The organism is Rhodococcus sp. 14-2470-1a (assembly GCF_002259425.1).
In the GTDB taxonomy this organism is placed as follows: domain Bacteria; phylum Actinomycetota; class Actinomycetes; order Mycobacteriales; family Mycobacteriaceae; genus Rhodococcoides; species Rhodococcoides fascians_E.
The window spans coordinates 50,550-67,152 of the sequence record NZ_NPFZ01000034.1 but is presented as its reverse complement, the minus strand read 5'-3'; the positions used below and the strand labels follow the sequence as shown (position 1 = coordinate 67,152).

15 protein-coding genes are annotated in these 16,603 nt (G+C 64.5%); 2 read left to right on the top strand and 13 right to left on the bottom strand.

What is annotated here, in order from left to right; translation table 11 throughout:
- Window positions 1–46: 46 nt before the first annotated feature.
- The 4 genes from CH292_RS24175 to CH292_RS24165 form a co-directional block, all read right to left on the bottom strand.
- On the bottom strand, window positions 47–832 hold the full coding sequence (locus CH292_RS24175; protein WP_094655904.1) for a 2-phosphosulfolactate phosphatase: 786 nt from the start codon (window positions 830–832) through the stop codon (window positions 47–49).
- Window positions 829–1,005, bottom strand: coding sequence for a hypothetical protein (locus CH292_RS29005; RefSeq protein ID WP_019664168.1), 177 nt, complete (start codon window positions 1,003–1,005; stop codon window positions 829–831). Before CH292_RS29005 ends, CH292_RS24175 begins: the two co-directional genes overlap by 4 nt.
- A 15-nt stretch (window positions 1,006–1,020) precedes the next feature.
- Window positions 1,021–2,106, bottom strand: a complete 1,086-nt coding sequence (locus CH292_RS24170) for a GGDEF domain-containing protein (protein WP_019664167.1) — start codon at window positions 2,104–2,106, stop codon at window positions 1,021–1,023.
- A gap of 103 nt (window positions 2,107–2,209) precedes the next feature.
- Window positions 2,210–3,160 carry an endonuclease/exonuclease/phosphatase family protein gene (locus CH292_RS24165; RefSeq protein ID WP_094655903.1) on the bottom strand — a complete coding sequence of 317 codons (951 nt, stop codon included), beginning with the start codon at window positions 3,158–3,160 and terminating at the stop codon, window positions 2,210–2,212.
- Between the two features lie 199 nt (window positions 3,161–3,359).
- Between CH292_RS24165 and CH292_RS24160 the strand changes: the two genes are divergently transcribed.
- Together CH292_RS24160 and CH292_RS24155 are read left to right on the top strand one after the other, a co-directional pair.
- Window positions 3,360–4,823: a sugar porter family MFS transporter gene (locus CH292_RS24160; RefSeq protein ID WP_094655902.1), complete on the top strand. Its 1,464-nt coding sequence runs from the start codon at window positions 3,360–3,362 to the stop codon at window positions 4,821–4,823.
- A 29-nt stretch (window positions 4,824–4,852) separates the two neighbouring features.
- A complete protein-coding gene (locus CH292_RS24155) occupies window positions 4,853–5,209 on the top strand; it encodes a universal stress protein (RefSeq protein WP_019664164.1) in 357 nt (118 codons plus the stop codon).
- A 3-nt stretch (window positions 5,210–5,212) separates the two neighbouring features.
- Here CH292_RS24155 and nuoN read toward each other — a convergent pair whose 3' ends face one another.
- The 9 genes from nuoN to nuoF are packed head-to-tail and all read right to left on the bottom strand — an operon-like array spanning window position 5,213 to window position 16,602.
- Window positions 5,213–6,790 (bottom strand): NADH-quinone oxidoreductase subunit NuoN, encoded by a 1,578-nt coding sequence (gene nuoN / locus CH292_RS24150; RefSeq protein ID WP_037181427.1) that lies wholly within the window; start codon window positions 6,788–6,790, stop codon window positions 5,213–5,215.
- The gene (locus tag CH292_RS24145; RefSeq protein WP_019664162.1) at window positions 6,787–8,313 is read right to left on the bottom strand and encodes an NADH-quinone oxidoreductase subunit M; all 1,527 of its coding nucleotides are present in this window, start codon (window positions 8,311–8,313) and stop codon (window positions 6,787–6,789) included. Before CH292_RS24145 ends, nuoN begins: the two co-directional genes overlap by 4 nt.
- Window positions 8,307–10,187: an NADH-quinone oxidoreductase subunit L gene (nuoL, locus tag CH292_RS24140; RefSeq protein ID WP_037181424.1), complete on the bottom strand. Its 1,881-nt coding sequence runs from the start codon at window positions 10,185–10,187 to the stop codon at window positions 8,307–8,309. The genes CH292_RS24145 and nuoL overlap by 7 nt, the downstream gene beginning before the upstream one ends.
- A 1-nt stretch (window position 10,188) precedes the next feature.
- Window positions 10,189–10,488 (bottom strand): NADH-quinone oxidoreductase subunit NuoK, encoded by a 300-nt coding sequence (gene nuoK, locus CH292_RS24135; protein ID WP_020110242.1) that lies wholly within the window; start codon window positions 10,486–10,488, stop codon window positions 10,189–10,191.
- On the bottom strand, window positions 10,485–11,204 hold the full coding sequence (locus tag CH292_RS24130) for an NADH-quinone oxidoreductase subunit J (RefSeq protein ID WP_019664159.1): 720 nt from the start codon (window positions 11,202–11,204) through the stop codon (window positions 10,485–10,487). The genes nuoK and CH292_RS24130 overlap by 4 nt, the downstream gene beginning before the upstream one ends.
- Window positions 11,201–11,704 carry an NADH-quinone oxidoreductase subunit NuoI gene (gene nuoI, locus CH292_RS24125; RefSeq protein ID WP_019664158.1) on the bottom strand — a complete coding sequence of 168 codons (504 nt, stop codon included), beginning with the start codon at window positions 11,702–11,704 and terminating at the stop codon, window positions 11,201–11,203. The genes CH292_RS24130 and nuoI overlap by 4 nt, the downstream gene beginning before the upstream one ends.
- Window positions 11,697–12,947, bottom strand: coding sequence for an NADH-quinone oxidoreductase subunit NuoH (gene nuoH / locus CH292_RS24120; protein WP_094655901.1), 1,251 nt, complete (start codon window positions 12,945–12,947; stop codon window positions 11,697–11,699). The genes nuoI and nuoH overlap by 8 nt, the downstream gene beginning before the upstream one ends.
- Window positions 12,944–15,292 carry an NADH-quinone oxidoreductase subunit G gene (locus CH292_RS24115; protein ID WP_019664156.1) on the bottom strand — a complete coding sequence of 783 codons (2,349 nt, stop codon included), beginning with the start codon at window positions 15,290–15,292 and terminating at the stop codon, window positions 12,944–12,946. Before CH292_RS24115 ends, nuoH begins: the two co-directional genes overlap by 4 nt.
- The gene (nuoF, locus tag CH292_RS24110; RefSeq protein WP_094655900.1) at window positions 15,289–16,602 is read right to left on the bottom strand and encodes an NADH-quinone oxidoreductase subunit NuoF; all 1,314 of its coding nucleotides are present in this window, start codon (window positions 16,600–16,602) and stop codon (window positions 15,289–15,291) included. The genes CH292_RS24115 and nuoF overlap by 4 nt, the downstream gene beginning before the upstream one ends.
- Window position 16,603: the final 1 nt, after the last annotated feature.

Genomic DNA, 16,603 nt, shown 5'->3' with positions numbered 1-16,603 from the left:
TTTCGCAGTTCCGGGGCTCGGGCGGGACAGTGAAATGTTGCGCCGGTCACACAGCGTCGTCGTGCGATGCCGCGTCGACGAACATTCCTGACGTCAGTACGGGCACGGATCGCGAGGAGCCGACTTCCGCAGCGATCGTGACGTCGATCTCGTACCCCGAGTCGATCAGTTCGCGTCCTGACGCCGATTCGGCCAGAGCGTGGGGGAGCCGACCGGACACGGCCTTCCACGCGTCGCGGGCCATCTCTGCCTCCGGCGACAGACTGCAGTCCGGGCGCCTGTCGGCCAGTTCCGCGAGGAGGAATCCGGCTCCCCACAGGTCCTCGACGCTCGGTCGCAGGGCACCGTTCGGCCAGTGTTCTCCGGCGGCGATCACCGCAACGACGGCGTCGGTATCGGTGGTCGCGGCGATCCACTGCGCCGCAGCCGGTGCGTTGCGAAGCGAGACCCCGGTACACACCGGTACTTCCGAAGCCAGCTGCGCGGATATCGTCGACCCGTTCGGCGACGGCAGCACGAGCCGGTGTGGCGGCGTCCCCGATCGGAACGTGGCCGGGGACAAGCTGATGTCGCCCGGGCCCGCATCGCGCCGCCGTACCGCCATGACGGCACCGGTGCGGCGGGCGTGCTCGGCGGCCGAATCCTGCCCGACGGCCCAGGGCACCACCGCGGTACCGGCATCGGCGGCGACGGTCAACGTGGTGGTGAACGACAGAACGTCGACGACGACGGCAACGTCCGCGCCGGAAGCGATTGCCGATGCGCCCGAGGTGCCCCAGTCGAACCGAACCGTCCACGCGAACTGTCGATGCGCGCGGTCCGGTTCGGTCACGGAGTCGACACCTCCGAGGACGCAGGAGTGTCGTACGGCGACGGACCTTCCGGTGGTCCGAGGAGATGGCGAACGAGAAGAGTGGCTCCGAGAGCGAGAAGTGCGACGACGACGATGACAGCCACGACAGCCGCCAATCTCCGTGGGCCTCCGAAGAGATCGTTGGAACTCATTCGCTCATGATGCCATCAGGAACCGGTCCTGATGTCTCCGTCGTAGACGTCGATCTCCACCGAGTTGCCGCCGTGGCTCTTGGCTCGGTACATCGCGGTGTCGGCGCTGTCGAGCAACTCGTCGAGTAGTTCGGGGACGGCCTGGATCGCGATCTCCCGATAGTGGATGCCGATGCTCGTGGTGGTCACGCCTGCGGAATTGCAGGCCGGAATCGCATTGCGCAGCGCTTCGGCCGCCCGGGACATCTCCGACAGCGGTCCGGCGGAGACCACGACGAATTCCTCACCGCCGGTGCGAGCGGTCACGGCCGGTAGAGGAAAATTCGCGTTGATGGCCTGGGCTGTCTTGCGCAGAACATCGTCGCCGAAGCTGTGACCGAATCCGTCGTTGACCGCCTTGAAGTTGTCCAGATCTGCGACGAGGACCGCGACGCCCGCTGCTCCGTCGGCCATCACACCGACAGCCGAGTCGAGTCCGCGACGGTTCCGCAGGCCGGTCAACGGGTCGAAGTGTGCGACGGCGGCATCCCTCTTGAGGAACGTCAGGTACGCCTGAGTGAGGATCGGGGACGACACCAGAACCATGACGAGAACGATGAGATACGCCGTCATCTGCGCGAAGTCGGCGTCGGAGTAGGAGATCGCCAGGGCGTACAGACCGGCGCAGGTGCACAATGCCCACACCTGGTGTGCGACGAAAACAGTCGTGTCGTGGTACGCGGAGACGTACTGGCCCATGACGCCGAACAATGCTGCACACAGCAATGCGACCGGTCTGTCGTCGATGCTGAACAAAACGCTGGCGACGCCGATCTCGGCGAACGCCACGAAGAGCAAGGAGTGCCGGTAGGTCGGCCAGGGTCCGCGTATCCACAGGCAGCCGACGACTGCCGAACTGGCCCCGAACGTTCCGATCACGGCGATGTCCACATGGTCGGAGACGATCGGCGTGGCGATCGCGAGCAGACAGATCAGCCCGTAGAACCAACAGCACAATCCGATTGCGACGCGACTCTGGCGGAGGATCGGGTGGCTCTGCGAGTAGGCGACGTTCCACACGTAGTCGGTCCGTTGCGACCACCACTCGTGCAGCGAACTCATTCCAAGGACCTCTACATCCCGTACATGACCGACCCGCAGATAGTTGACAGTTTATCTAATCAGGCGACGATACTGATCGGTTGGAAACGGCGATCGAACACGATCATCGTGCGTGGATCCGGGCGATCAATCCGTGATGATCCGACCCGACGATCGCCACTCGTTCCAGTGTGGTGGCGTGTGCGCCACGGGTCAGGACGTGGTCGATCCCGACGACAGGTGGATACGACTTGTCGGTGGGGTACGTCGGTATCAAGCCGCTACCCGTGGTGTCCGCTGCGTCCTCGTACCCGGCGTCGAGGATGTGCCTGAACTTGCTGTGAGATCTGGTGGAATTGAAGTCGCCGCTGACGATCACGGTGGACATCGACGTTGCCGTCGACACCTCGGATCGCAGCATGTCCATCTCCGATGCCCACAGTGGGGTCGGCGACGGGTAGGGCGGTACCGGATGGACCGAGTAGACACGGACGGGGTCGTCGGTACCGACGTCCAGATCGACCGCCAGGTTGGACAGAGTGAACACCGGGAGCTCGCGCTCTCCGGAGGTCGGGAATCGACTGAAGATGCCGGTACCTCCGCCGCCGCCCGGTGTCGGCCTGGTGTAGCGGTACGGCAGCAGCTCGGCGATTCCGGCGGCGTCGAGCGCGCTCTCTGCGTCGAACGTCAGTTCTTGTGCGGTGAAGACGTCGATGTCGTGTGACCGGACGAGGTCCAGCACGTTGCCCGCATCGGCCAGCCCGAGCATCAGGTTGGCTTGCAGAACGTCGATGTCCTGCCCCTGGCCGGATGTGTCGGCCTCCGCTCGGTCGCTTGCGATGTACACCGGTGCGAGCAGCGCCGACGCCGTCACCGCCACGGCGGTCGATGCCGTTGCCAGGATCCAGCGTCGGGACACCGCGGCAGCGGCGATACCGAGCAAGGAGAACGCCATGAGGATCGGCGCGAACGACGCCAGCCCCACTACGTACCTGTTCTGCGTGTCGGTGAAGTAGGCGACGACGCCCGTCGCACCGATCAGTACGCAGCAGGCGGCAACGATGGCCGCGGCCACTCGCCGACCTCGAGGACGACGCGTGGGCGGCGCGGAATTCGCCGTTTCGTGTTGCACATTCGCAGCGTAACCGCAGGCAAAAGTCGATACTGTCGGCCCAGGTCGGATCGATTCAGTGAGTAGTTGCCTCGAAGGAGGAACTTGTGATCCAGTTCTCAGCAGACTAGAAATATGTAAAGACATACGTACAAGGAATCGGATGCGGTCGCAGGAACACTCCTTCGGACGCACACAAGATTGGATCGAGATGACCCGTAGTGACGGATCGACCGGTGCAGTTCTCCCACCGGACACAGCAGGAACACACAGTCATCGGCTAGGCATCATCGCGGTGATCGCGACCTTCGGCGGATTGCTCTTCGGATACGACACCGGAGTGATCAACGGAGCGCTCGAGCCCCTGAAGGAGGACCTCGGTCTCAGCACGTTCACCGAGGGCTTCGTCGTCAGCATTCTGATCTTCGGTGCCTCCATCGGCGCTCTCGTCGGAGGCCGACTCTCGGACAAGTTCGGACGTCGCCACAACATCCTCCTCCTCGCGATCGTGTTCATGGTGGGAACGCTCGGCTGTGTGCTCGCCCCCACGTGGGAGGTTCTCGCGCTGTTCCGCTTCATCCTCGGCTTGGCCGTGGGTGGTGCGTCGGCCACGGTGCCGGTCTACCTCTCCGAGATCTCGCCCGCCGAACGGCGCGGCAGCGTCGTGACCCGCAACGAAGTCATGATCGTCAGCGGACAGTTCGCAGCCTTCATCATCAACGCGATCATCTTCAACGTCTGGGGCGAACACGACTCGGTATGGCGCTTCATGCTCCTCGTCGCCGTTGCACCCGCGATCGTTCTCTTCGTCGGAATGCTCCGTATGCCCGAGAGTCCGCGCTGGCTCGTGCTGCAGGGTCGCGACGACGAGGCACTCGAGGTCCTGAAGCAGGTGCGCTCTCCCGAACGCGCCGAAGCCGAAATGGCTGAGGTCCACCGGCTCGCGGAGGAAGAGAAGCTGTCCAAGACCGGCGGTGCAACCGACCTTTCCGTCCGCTGGATTCGTCGTCTGATCTACATCGGCGTCGGGCTCGGTGTCTTCCAGCAGTTCACCGGCATCAACTCGGTGATGTACTACGGTACCCAGCTGCTCGGTGACGCCGGATTCTCCGCCAACGCGGCCATCGTCGCGAACATCCTGAACGGACTGTTCAGCGTTCTCGGTATCTCCGTCGGCCTGTACCTGATGAACAAGGTGGATCGTCGCAAGATGCTGCTCGGTGGTTTCGCTCTGACCACCACGTTCCATCTCTTGGTCGGACTCTCTGCACTGCTGCTTCCCGACGGCACGGTCAAGGCGTACTTCATCCTGGTCTTCGTCGTGCTGTTCGTCTTCTGCATGCAGGGCACCATCGGACCTCTGGTCTGGCTCATGCTGGCGGAGATCTTCCCGCTGAAGATCCGCAGCTTCGCGATCGGTGTCTGTGTTTTCGCGCTATGGATCGCGAATGCCGCTGTGGCGCTCCTGTTCCCGCCTGTCGTCGATGCCCTCGGGATCGCACCGACGTTCTTCATCTTCGTGGTACTCGGCCTCCTGGCGCTGGTGTTCATCCACACGCAGGTCCCCGAGACACGCGGTCAGTCGCTGGAAGAACTGGAAGACCGGTTCCGCAAGGAATACTCCTAGAGGTTCGCTACACCGAGAGAGGTAATTTCATGTCAGTTCTGGTTGCAGTGACCGACAGCCCCGAGGGCATCCATTCGCTGTCCGCCGCGGCGGACGAGGCGGCGCTTCTCGGCACCGATCTGATCGCGGTCAACCTGACGCTGGGAAAGCTCGACCTCTCCGTGCTTCCGGAAGACTGCAAGGTCACCGTCGTCGAACGTGAGGGGCGTGAGGACCGCGACCCTGTCGCCGCCGTTCTCGACGAGTTGGAAGTGTTTCCCGATGTCACGCGTCTGGTGATCGGAATAAGGAAGCGCAGCCGGGTCGGAAAGGCCCTGCTCGGCAGTGTCAGTCAGCGTCTGCTGCTGACCTCGCCGGTCTCGGTCCTGGCGGTCAAGGCGCCGTAGGACTCACCAGACCGCCGCGCCTGCGGCGAGATCCAGCAGCGGTTGTGGAAACACACCGAAAACGACAGTCGTGACGACGCCGAAGCCGATGGCCACGGCTGTTGCGACACCCGGAGTGACGACGGTGGGACTCCCACCGTCGTCACTGTCGTTCGTGGGGGCCACGGGCTCGGCGAAGAACATGAGAACGATGACGCGGACGTAGAAGATCGCGGCGATGGCACTACTGAGCACCCCGACGACGACGAGGGCGGTCGCGCCGCTGCCGGCCGCAGCCTGGAAAACTGCGAACTTACCGACGAATCCAGCCGTCAGCGGGATCCCCGCGAACGACAACAGCAGCAACGCGAAGACGGCGGCGATCGCGGGGGAGCGACGACCGATGCCGGCCCATCGCGCCAGTTCGGTCACCTCGCCGTTGCCGTCGCGCACGACGGTGACGACGGCGAATGCCGAGACAGTGCTGAACCCGTAGACGAACAGATAGAACATCGTCGCGGACAACCCGTCGGCGTCCAGAGCGACGACGCCCGTGAGAATGAAGCCGGTGTGGGTGATCGACGAGTACGCGAGCATCCGTTTGATGTCGGTCTGAGTGACCGCGAGCAGAGCGCCCACCAGCATCGTGACGATCGCGACGGCCCACAGCGCCGGTCGCCAGTCGTCGCGCAGGTCCGGCAGTGCGATGTAGAACAGGCGGAGCATGGCACCGAACGCGGCGATCTTCGTCGCGGCGGCCATGAAGGCGGTGATCGGAGTCGGTGCACCCTGATACACGTCGGGAATCCACGAATGAAACGGAATCGCACCGACTTTGAACAGTAAGCCGACACCGACGAGTGCAGTACCGAGCACGGCCAGCACGTCGTTGCCGTCGCCGAGAGCAATGGCAGCACCGATGGGGCCGAGCTCGAGCGAGCCTGCGTACCCGTACAGCATCGCGGTACCGAACAGGAAGAACGCCGAAGAGAACGCGCCGAGCAAGAAGTACTTCATCGCGGCTTCCTGCGACAGGAGCCTGCGCCGACGGGCCAACCCGCACATCAGGTACAGCGGTAGCGAGAACACCTCGAGGGCAACGAACATCGTGAGCAGATCGTTCGACGCGGGAAACAGCAGAAGGCCGCCGATCGCGAACATCGTCAGCGGGAACACCTCCGTCTGCGCCGCGCCTGCCTGGCCTGCCTGGCGTTCGGACAGACTTCCGGGAACGGTGGAGGCCTGCGGGGCGAAGGAGTCCACCCGGGTGCGTTCGAGTGAGCGTTCCCCGACCATGAGCAACGAGGGCACGGCTACGAGCAGGAGGGTGCCCTGGAGGAACAGTGAGGGTCCGTCGACCACGACCGAGCCCATCACGGCCCGGGTGCCGGGTGAGCTGGAGCCGGACACGGCCAGGACGACGACCGCTACCAGCGACCCCGTCGTCGCAGTCAGGGCGAGGGTCGTCTGGATGCGGCGACGGGCGGCACTCGGTGCGAACGCCTCGACGAGTACGCCGAGAACAGCTGCGGCGAAGACGATCAGCATCGGTGACAGAACGCTGTACTCGATGCTCGGCGCGGTCAGGACGGAGTCGTTCATCGGGGTCCCTCCGGCACTTCGGCCACGTTGTCGATGCCTTGCACGGTGGTCACTGTCGACTGCACAGCAGGAGAAACGATGTCCAGCAGGGGCTTCGGGTACACGCCCAGTACGACGAGCAGCACGATGAGCGGGCCCATCACGGCGAGTTCACGCGGTACGAGATCCTTCATTCCGTCGTTCTCAGCGCGGCGTGGTCCCGTCATGACCCGTTGGTACAGCCACAGGATGTAGATCGCGGACAGCACGAGCGCGATCGATGCCACGACGGCAGCGACGTGATACTTCGCGAACGTGCCGATCAGTACCAGGAATTCGCTGACGAACGGTGCGAGCCCCGGAAGCGACAGAGTGGCCAGACCGGCGACGAGGAAGGTGCCGGCCAGCACCGGTGCGACCTTCTGGACGCCACCGTAGTGCGAGATGACGCGGGTGCCGCGACGCGAAACCAGGAAACCGGCAACGAGAAACAGTGCTGCCGTGGAGATTCCGTGATTGACCATGTACAACGCGGAACCGGCCTGGCCTTGGCTGGTCATGGCGAAGATTCCCAGAATGATGAAGCCGAAGTGCGAGATCGACGTGTACGCGATCAAACGCATCACGTCGGTCTGCGCGATCGCCAGTACGGCGCCGTAGACGATGCCCACGACCGCGAGAGTGACGATGACCGGCGCGAAGTACGACGACGACTCGGGGAAGAGTTGCAAACAATACCGAAGCATCGCGAACGTGCCCACCTTGTCCACGACGGCCATCATCAGAACGGCTGTGGCAGGGGTGGATTCGACGGCGGCATCGGGTAGCCACGAGTGGAACGGCCACAGGGGTGCCTTGACGGCGAAAGCGAACATGAACCCGAGGAACAACGCGTTCAGAACTCCGGGGGTGACGCCGAGGTCGCCGAGAGCAGCGGTGTCGGCGATCTCACGGAACGAGAAGGTTCCCGCCACGACGTACAGTCCGATGACCGCAGCCAGCATCACCAGACCGCCGACGAGGTTGTACAACAGGAATTTCACGGCCGCGGCGGCGCGTCCCGGTCCGCCGAATCCTCCGATGAGGAAGTACATCGGGATCAACATGGCCTCGAAGAAGACGTAGAACAGCAACACGTCGAGGGCGCAGAAGGACATCAGGACCATCGACTCGACGATCAGAATCGATGCGACATAGACGTGCGTGGACTGCCCGACGCGCGGGTCGTTCCATCCGGCTACCAGCAGGATCGGAAGCAGGACCGTGGTCAGCAGGACGAGCACCAGAGCGATGCCGTCGATTCCCAGCTCGTATCGAGCTCCGAACGACTCGATCCACCAGTGGGATTCGACGAACTGGAATTCGTCACCGGACGGATCGAAGCCGACGAACAACACCACTGCGACCGCCAGAGTCAGCAGCGAGGTCGCGAGCGCGCACACCTTCGCGAGCTGTGGCCTCGTACGAGGCAAAATCAGGGTCAGGACAGCACCTGCCACCGGAAGCAGCCACAACACGGTCAGCCACGGAAGAGTAGTCACCACACCATCACCGCCACCATCATCGCGAGGACTACCGCCGTACCGGCCAGCATCGTCAGAGCGTACGAGCGCACGTACCCGGTCTGCGTGCCACGAATGCGAGCGGACAGCGACGTCAGCCCGCCCGCAAGAGTGCGGGTTCCGCCCTCGACGGCGACGTCGTCGAAACGCTGCGCGGCCTCGGCCAGCTTCAGACCCGGTCGCATCAGAAACGCTTCGTTGACGGCGTCTCCGTACAGGTCGACTCGTGCGGCAGCCGTCAGCGCGGTGACGGGTGTCGGCGCGATCGGCGGTACGGGAGTTCTCGCGTAGCGGCGATACGCGAGCCCGACGCCGACGGCCACGACCGTCAGTGCCATCACGGTCACCAGCCACGCGGGTACGACGTGCGCTTCCTGGGCCTCGCCGACGACCGGTTCCAGCCAGTGCGTCAGCGCGCCACCGACGGTGAACAGGGCCCCAGCCGCAACCGAACCCACCGCCAGAACGATCATCGGCACGGTCATGGTCGACGGCGACTCGTGTGGGTGCGCGCCGGGCTCCCAGCGCTTCTGGCCGAAGAAGGTCATCACCATGACTCGGGTCATGTAGAACGCGGTCAGGCCTGCACCGAGGAGCGTGACGATTCCGAGCACGGCGCCCTGTACTCCACCGGCACCGAACGCGACTTCGATGATCTTGTCCTTGGCGAAGAAACCCGAGAACGGGGGAACACCGATGATCGCGAGGTAACCCAGACCGAAGGTGACGAACGTGACGGGCATGACGGTTCTCAAGCCGCCGAACTTGCGCATGTTCACTTCGTCGTTCATGCCGTGCATCACCGAACCGGCACCGAGAAAGAGTCCGGCCTTGAAGAATCCGTGGGCGAGAAGCAGCATGATCGCGAATGCGTAGCCGGACGGACCGAGGCCGGCAGCGAGAACCATGTAGCCGATCTGGCTCATCGTCGACGCGGCCAGCGCTTTCTTGATGTCGTCCTTCGCGCAACCGATGACGGCCCCGAACAGCAGTGTCACGGCACCGACGACGATCACCGCGGTCTGCGCGGCGGGGGCTGCTTCGAAGACGGGTCCGGATCGGACGATCAGATACACCCCGGCGGTCACCATCGTCGCCGCGTGGATCAACGCCGACACCGGCGTCGGGCCTTCCATGGCGTCACCGAGCCACGACTGCAGCGGCACCTGGGCCGACTTTCCACACGCTGCGAGGAGCAGAACGAAGCCCAGTGCGGTGAGTGTTCCGCTGGACGCAGTCTCGGTACCGGAGAAGACGTCCGTGAACGAGACGCTTCCGAAGTTCGCGAACATGATCATCAACGCGACCATCAGTCCGATGTCTCCGACACGGTTGACGACGAAGGCCTTCTTCGCCGCCGTCGCCGCCGACGGTTTGTACTGCCAGAACCCGATCAGCAGGTAGGACGCCAGACCCACACCTTCCCAGCCGACGTACAGTCCGAGGAAATTGTCGGCTGTCACCAGGAGGAGCATCGCGGCGAGAAAGAGGTTCAGGTACGCGAAGAACCGTCGCCGGTCCGGGTCCTCCGCCATGTACCCGATGGAGTAGACGTGAATGAGCGTGCCGACACCGGTGATCAGAAGTACGAAGCACATGGACAGTTGATCCAGGCGAAAGCCGAAGTCCACCTGCAACTGTTCGACGGGAACCCAGCTGAACAGCGTGGTGGTCACGGCCCTGTCGTCTGCAGCCCGGCCCAGCATGTCGACGAAGAGGACCACGGCGAATCCGAAGGACACCGCGGCCATGACGGTTCCGAGCGCGTGTCCCCATCGATCGGTTCGCCGGCCTCCGACGAGCAGCACGACAGCGCCGAGCAGCGGCAGCGCCGGCAACAGCCAGATGGCGTCCATGTCAGTTCTTCAGCAGGTTGGCGTCGTCGACCGAGGCCGAGCGGCGGGCACGGAAGATGGTCATGATGATCGCGAGGCCGACGACCACCTCGGCTGCAGCCACCACCATGGTGAAGAACGCGAAGACCTGGCCTTCGAGATTGCCGTGCATCCGGGCGAACGTCACGAATGCGAGGTTGGCGGCGTTGAGCATGAGCTCGATGCACATGAACACGACGATCGCGTTGCGGCGCAACAGAACACCCGCCGCACCGATCGTGAAGAGGAGGACCGACAGATACAGGTAGTTCTCGGGATTCACATCTCACCGTCCCGGTGACCGCGGTGCATCGGGTTGACGGACAGCTCCGACGGTGACCCGTCGGGCAGACGCGCGGGCCAGTCGACGGCGTTGTGCCGGGCATACACTCCGGGACTCGGCATCGGCGTGACGTGAGTGCCGTCGCGGAAGCGCTGCTCGGACAGCTCGCGCTGACCTTGCCGCTCGGTGAACCGCTCACGGTGGGCGAGGATCATCGCGCCGACCGTGGCGATGATCAGCAGCGCACCGGTGAGTTCGAACGCCCAGAGGTAGCGAACGAAGATGAGCTCGGCGAGGCCTTCGACGTTGCCGCCCGCATTGGCGGCGTCGAGTCCGACGAAGTCCGGTCGCCCGCTCTCCACCGATGCGTTGCCGATCGCACCGATGACGACGAGCCCGAAGCCGATGCCTGCGGCGATCGCGGCAGGCCGTTGACCTTTCAGCGTTTCGGTCAACGAGTCCGCCGAGTCCACCCCGACGAGCATCAACACGAACAGGAACAGCATCATCACCGCGCCGGTGTAGACGACGACTTGTACGACGCCGAGGAACACCGCGCCCTGCGCGATGTAGAACACGGCCAGGATGATCATCGTGACCGCGAGGAACAGAGCCGAGTACACGGCTTTGGTGGCGCAGACCATCGCGATCGCACCCAGTACCGCCAATCCGCCCAGCAGCCAGAACTGGACGGCCTCGGCGGTTCCGGTGCTCATCGGATCGTCCCTCGGTAGTAGTCGGCCGCAGTCGTGTTCTCGGCCATGGGATGTGGCGCGGGTTCCATGCCCGGTTCCATCGGCGCGAGGAGGCGGTCCTTCTCGTAGATGAGGTCGGCGCGGTTGTCGTCGGCCAACTCGTACTCGTTGGTCATGGTCAACGCGCGCGTCGGGCAGGCTTCGATGCACAGCCCGCATCCGATGCAGCGGAGGTAGTTGATCTGATAGACCTGCCCGTATCTCTCACCGGGGGACCAGCGCTCCTCGTCGGTGTTGTCCGCGCCCTCGACGTAGATTGCATCCGCCGGGCACGCCCAAGCACACAGCTCGCACCCGATGCACTTCTCGAGGCCATCGGGGTAACGATTGAGCTGGTGCCTGCCGTGGTAACGCTGAGCGGTCGGTACCTTGTCCTCGGGATAGAACTCCGTCACCGGCTTCTTGAACATCGTCGAGAACGTGACACCGAAACCTGCCACCGGACCGAGAAATTCAGGCATCGCTGCGCTCCTTCACTGGTGTCGGCAGTGTCTGTCCCGGCATCGGTGGGACGGGGAAACCGCCGGCGAACGGATCGAACGGTTCGTCGTGCGTGGACGGTGGGGACGGCTCGTCCGGCTCGCGGTGCAACCGGCGCCGGACGAAGACCGTTACCGACAGAGCCACGACGGCGCTGACGACGACCAGCGCGACAGCCAGTGATCCGTATCCTTCGATGCGGAACGCGCGGACGGTGGCCACGAGCATTATCCAGATCAACGAGATCGGGATCAGAACCTTCCAGCCGAGATTCATGAACTGGTCGTAGCGCAGTCGCGGCAACGTGCTTCGCAGCCAGATGAAGACGAACAGGAAGAGCCACACCTTCAGCGTGAACCACAGAACCGGCCACCACCCGGCATTCGCGCCGTCCCACAGGCTGATCGGGAACGGTGCATGCCATCCGCCGAGGAACAGTGTTGTCGCGAGTGCGGACACCGTGACCATGTTGACGTACTCGGCGAGCATGAACATCGCGAAGTTCAGGGAGGAGTACTCGGTGTGGAATCCGCCGACCAACTCACCCTCGGCCTCGGGAAGGTCGAAGGGAGCGCGGTTGGTTTCACCCACCATGGACGTCAGATAGATCGCGAACGACGGGAACAGCAGAAAGATGTACCACGTGTTCGACTGTGCGGCAACGATTCCGGATGTCGACATGGTGCCCGCGTACAGGAAAACCGCGGTGAAGGACAAGCCCATCGCGATCTCGTACGAGATGACCTGCGCGGTGGATCTCAACCCTCCGAGCAACGGGTACGTCGAACCCGACGCCCACCCGGCGAGCACGATTCCGTACACACCGACGGATGTGACGGCAAGGATGTACAGGACTCCGACCGGAAAGTCCGTCAGCTGCAGGGCAGCCCGGTGGCCGAGGATCGACACTTCGGGTCCGAAGGGAATCACGGCGAAGGCCATGAACGCGGGCACCGTCGCGATCACCGGAGCCAGAAGGTAGATCGGTTTGTCGACGCCCTTGGGGACGATCCCTTCCTTCAGCGCCAGCTTCACGCCGTCGGCGAGGCTCTGGAGCATTCCGCCCGGCCCTACTCGGTTCGGTCCGACGCGGTTCTGCATACGCGCCATGACCTTCCGTTCGACGAGAATGCAGACGAGCGGTGTCAGGATCAGGAAGACGAAGATCGCCAGCGACTTCGCGACCACGAGCCACCACGGGTCCGTCCCGAACGTCCCGCTCACGACGACGCGCCTTCGACACGGACGACGGCGCCGTTGCCTACTCCGAGTGCCGAGTTGACCTCGGACCCGGTCGAGCGCATCGGCAGCCACACCACCCGATCGGGTAGGTCGGTGATCGCCAGCGGGAGGGTGATCGATCCCCCGCCCGACGACACCGTCACCGGATCACCTTCGGAGACGCCTATCTCTGCCGCCGTGCCGGGGGACAGCCGCACCACCGGGGTGCGCGCGGTACCGGCGAGATGCGGTTCACCGTCCTGCATGCGGCCGGCATCCAGCAGCATTCTCCAGGTGGCGAGAACGGCTTCGCCGACGCTCGGTGTCGGGGTCGGAGATGGATCGTGGCTCGGCGCTGGGGGAGGCGCGCCCGTCCAGGATCCCAGCCTGTCGATCTCGCTGCGCGTGCTCTGGACGTCGGGAAGGCCGATGGGCGCGTTCATCTGGGCAGCGAGTGCATGGAGTACCCGGCCGTCGGTCAGCGACCGCGAATCGGGAATCGCTGCCTCGAAGGAACGCGAGCGGCCTTCCCAGTCCAGATAGGTCCCTGCCTTCTCGGTCACCGGAGCGACCGGGAACACCACGTCCGCATGTTCGGTGACGCTGCTGTGGCGGATCTCGAGGCTGACCACGAACGATGCGCTGTTCAGCGCCGCTGCTGCGGCGGCGGGATCGGGCAGGTCTGCGAGCTCGACGCCGCCGACCACGAGTGCGCCGCCCGACCTCGCCGAGCCGAGGATTCCCGTCGTGTCCAGCCCGTGGGAGTCGGGCACTGCAGTCGTGCCCCAGAACTCGGCGAGGTCCGTTCGCGCGCCTGCGTCGCCGACAGGTCGCCCACCGGGAAGAAGGGTCGGCAGCGCTCCCATGTCGAGCGCACCACGATCGCCTGCCCGTCGAGGAATCCAGGCCAGGGCAGCACCGGTTTCCTGCGATGCGGCGACGACCGCCGTGTAGCCGCCAGCAGTGTCCGCCACTCGTTCGCCGACCAGAATCACACTGCCCTCGGGCAGATCTCCGAGGTCGGCGAGCGCCGCGGGCTCCTGGCCGGGCACACAGGAAATCAACGACGCGCCCAGCTTGCACGTCCCGGCCGACAGGAACGGCGCGACGGCCTTCACCTTCTGACCCTTCGTGCGGACGGCTTTGCGCAGTCTGAGGAAGACGATGGGCGATTCTTCCTCGGGCTCGAATCCGACCAGGACCACTGCGGGAGCGTTCTCGAGTCGCGCGTAGGTGACGTTCGTGTCGGCGCCGGCGACATGCGAGGCGAGGAACTCGGCCTCCTCGATGCTGTGTGCACGAGCACGGAAATCGATGTCGTTCGTGCGCAACGTGACCCGAGTGAACTTCGAATACGCGTAGGCATCCTCCACGGTTGCGCGGCCGCCGACGAGCACGCCCACTCGATCGGCCTTGCTCAGTCCCGCGGCCGCGACTGCCATGGCCTCGGACCACGACGCGGGTTCCAGAGATCCGTCTGCCGTGCGCACGAGCGGAGTGGTCAACCTGTCGGGCTCGGTGGCGTACGTGAACGCCCACCGTCCCTTGTCGCAGTTCCATTCCTCGTTGACGGTCGGGTCGTCTCCCGCCAGGCGGCGCAACACTTTTCCGCGGCGATGATCGGTACGTTGCGCGCACCCGCTGGCGCAGTGCTCGCAGGCGCTCGGAGTCGACACCAGGTCGTAGGGCCGAGCGCGGAATCGGTACGCCGCTCCGGTCAGTGCCCCGACCGGACAGACCTGCACGGTGTTGCCGGAGAAATAGGACTCGAACGGCTCGTTCTCGTAGATGCCGACCTGCTGCAGCGCCCCTCGCTCGACGAGCTCGATGAACGGGTCGCCCGCGATCTGCGAGGAGAATCGAGTGCACCGCGCGCAGAGCACGCACCGCTCGCGGTCCAGCAGCACCTCGGTGGACAGCGGAATCGGTTTCGGATACGTGCGCTTCTCCTCGACGAACCGTGACTCGGACCGGCCTGCCGACATCGCCTGGTTCTGCAGGGGGCACTCGCCGCCCTTGTCGCACACCGGGCAGTCGAGCGGATGATTGATGAGCAACAGCTCCATGACGCCCTTCTGCGCCTTCGCAGCAACCGGCGAGCTCAGCTGAGTGCGAACGATCATGCCGTCGGTCACCATGGTGGTGCACGACGCCAACGGTTTGCGCTGGCCCTCCACCTCGACGAGACATTGGCGGCAGGCCCCCACCGGATCGAGGAGCGGGTGGTCGCAGAACCTGGGAATCTGAATGCCGATCAGCTCCGCGGCACGTATCACCAGGGTGCCGGGAAGGACTTGGATTTCCTGGCCGTCGATGCTGACGGTGACGGTGTCCACCGAGGTGCTCATGACGAAAGCCCTCCCGCTGTCAGTTCGGCGGACATCAGCGTGCTGCGGTGCGGATCGAACGGGCAGGATGCGCCGATGTGCTGTGCGTACTCGTCTCTGAAATGCTTCAGCGACGACGTGATCGGGCTGACTGCGCCGTCGCCGAGGGCACAGAAGGACTTGCCGAGAATGCTGTCCGCGATGTCGAGCAACGTGTCGAGATCCGATTCCGTTCCGCGGCCGGTTTCGAGCCTCTCGTAGATCTGCACGAGCCAGTACGTTCCTTCGCGGCACGGCGTGCATTTGCCGCAGGATTCGTGGGCGTAGAACTCCGTCCATCTCCGTACCGCACGTACGACGCACGTCGTTTCGTCGAATATCTGCAACGCCTTGGTGCCCAGCATGGATCCGGCTGCACCGACGCCCTCGTAGTCCAACGGAACGTCGAGATGCTCGGAAGTGAAGATCGGCGTCGACGACCCGCCTGGCGTCCAGAACTTCAGCGAATGACCCTCGCGCACACCGCCCGCGTAGTCCAGAAGCTCCCGCAGTGTGATGCCGAGCGGAGCCTCGTACTGTCCGGGAGTCGTCACGTGCCCCGACAACGAGTACAGCGTGGAACCCGGGGACTTCTCGCTGCCCATGGACCGGAACCAGTCGACACCGTTGCGCAGAATCGACGGGACGCTCGCGATGGACTCGACGTTGTTGACCACCGTCGGGCACGCGTACAGACCTGCCACCGCAGGAAACGGCGGCCGTAGTCGAGGTTGCCCACGTCGACCCTCCAGCGAGTCCAGCTGAGCCGTCTCCTCGCCGCAGATGTACGCGCCCGCGCCCGCGTGCACCACGACGTCCAGATCGAATCCGCTGCCGAGGATGTCCGTGCCGAGATACCCGGAGGCATAGGCCTCCTCGACTGCAGCCTGAACACGTCGAAGCACGGGGACGACCTCGCCTCGCAGATAGATGTAGGCGCGGTGCGCCCGAATCGCGTACGCCGCGATCACGATTCCCTCGATCAGGACTTGCGGCGTCGCCAGAAGCAACGGCATGTCCTTGCACGTGCCGGGCTCGGACTCGTCGGCGTTGACCACGAGATAGTGCGGCTTGCCGTCACCCTGCGGGATGAAGCTCCACTTCATCCCCGTCGGGAATCCGGCTCCTCCCCGGCCCCGAAGTCCCGCGTCCTTGACCGTGGCGATCACGTCGCCTGCGGGCATCTCGAGTGCACGGCGGAGGCCGTCGTAGCCGCCGTGGCGTTCGTAGGTTTCGAGGGTCCATGATTCGGGGTCGTCCCAGTAACTGCTCAGGACAGGGGTCAGCGCCACG

What these genes read in the sequence shown, in the direction of transcription:
- CH292_RS29005 (WP_019664168.1), bottom strand. Translation starts at nt 1,005, where the DNA reads ATGAGTTCCAACGATCTCTTCGGAGGCCCACGGAGATTGGCGGCTGTC.
- CH292_RS24170 (WP_019664167.1), bottom strand. Translation starts at nt 2,106, where the DNA reads ATGAGTTCGCTGCACGAGTGGTGGTCGCAACGGACCGACTACGTGTGG.
- CH292_RS24160 (WP_094655902.1), top strand. Translation starts at nt 3,360, where the DNA reads ATGCGGTCGCAGGAACACTCCTTCGGACGCACACAAGATTGGATCGAG.
- CH292_RS24155 (WP_019664164.1), top strand. Translation starts at nt 4,853, where the DNA reads ATGTCAGTTCTGGTTGCAGTGACCGACAGCCCCGAGGGCATCCATTCG.
- nuoN (WP_037181427.1), bottom strand. Translation starts at nt 6,790, where the DNA reads ATGAACGACTCCGTCCTGACCGCGCCGAGCATCGAGTACAGCGTTCTG.
- nuoL (WP_037181424.1), bottom strand. Translation starts at nt 10,187, where the DNA reads ATGGACGCCATCTGGCTGTTGCCGGCGCTGCCGCTGCTCGGCGCTGTC.
- CH292_RS24130 (WP_019664159.1), bottom strand. Translation starts at nt 11,204, where the DNA reads ATGAGCACCGGAACCGCCGAGGCCGTCCAGTTCTGGCTGCTGGGCGGA.
- nuoI (WP_019664158.1), bottom strand. Translation starts at nt 11,704, where the DNA reads ATGCCTGAATTTCTCGGTCCGGTGGCAGGTTTCGGTGTCACGTTCTCG.
- CH292_RS24115 (WP_019664156.1), bottom strand. Translation starts at nt 15,292, where the DNA reads ATGAGCACCTCGGTGGACACCGTCACCGTCAGCATCGACGGCCAGGAA.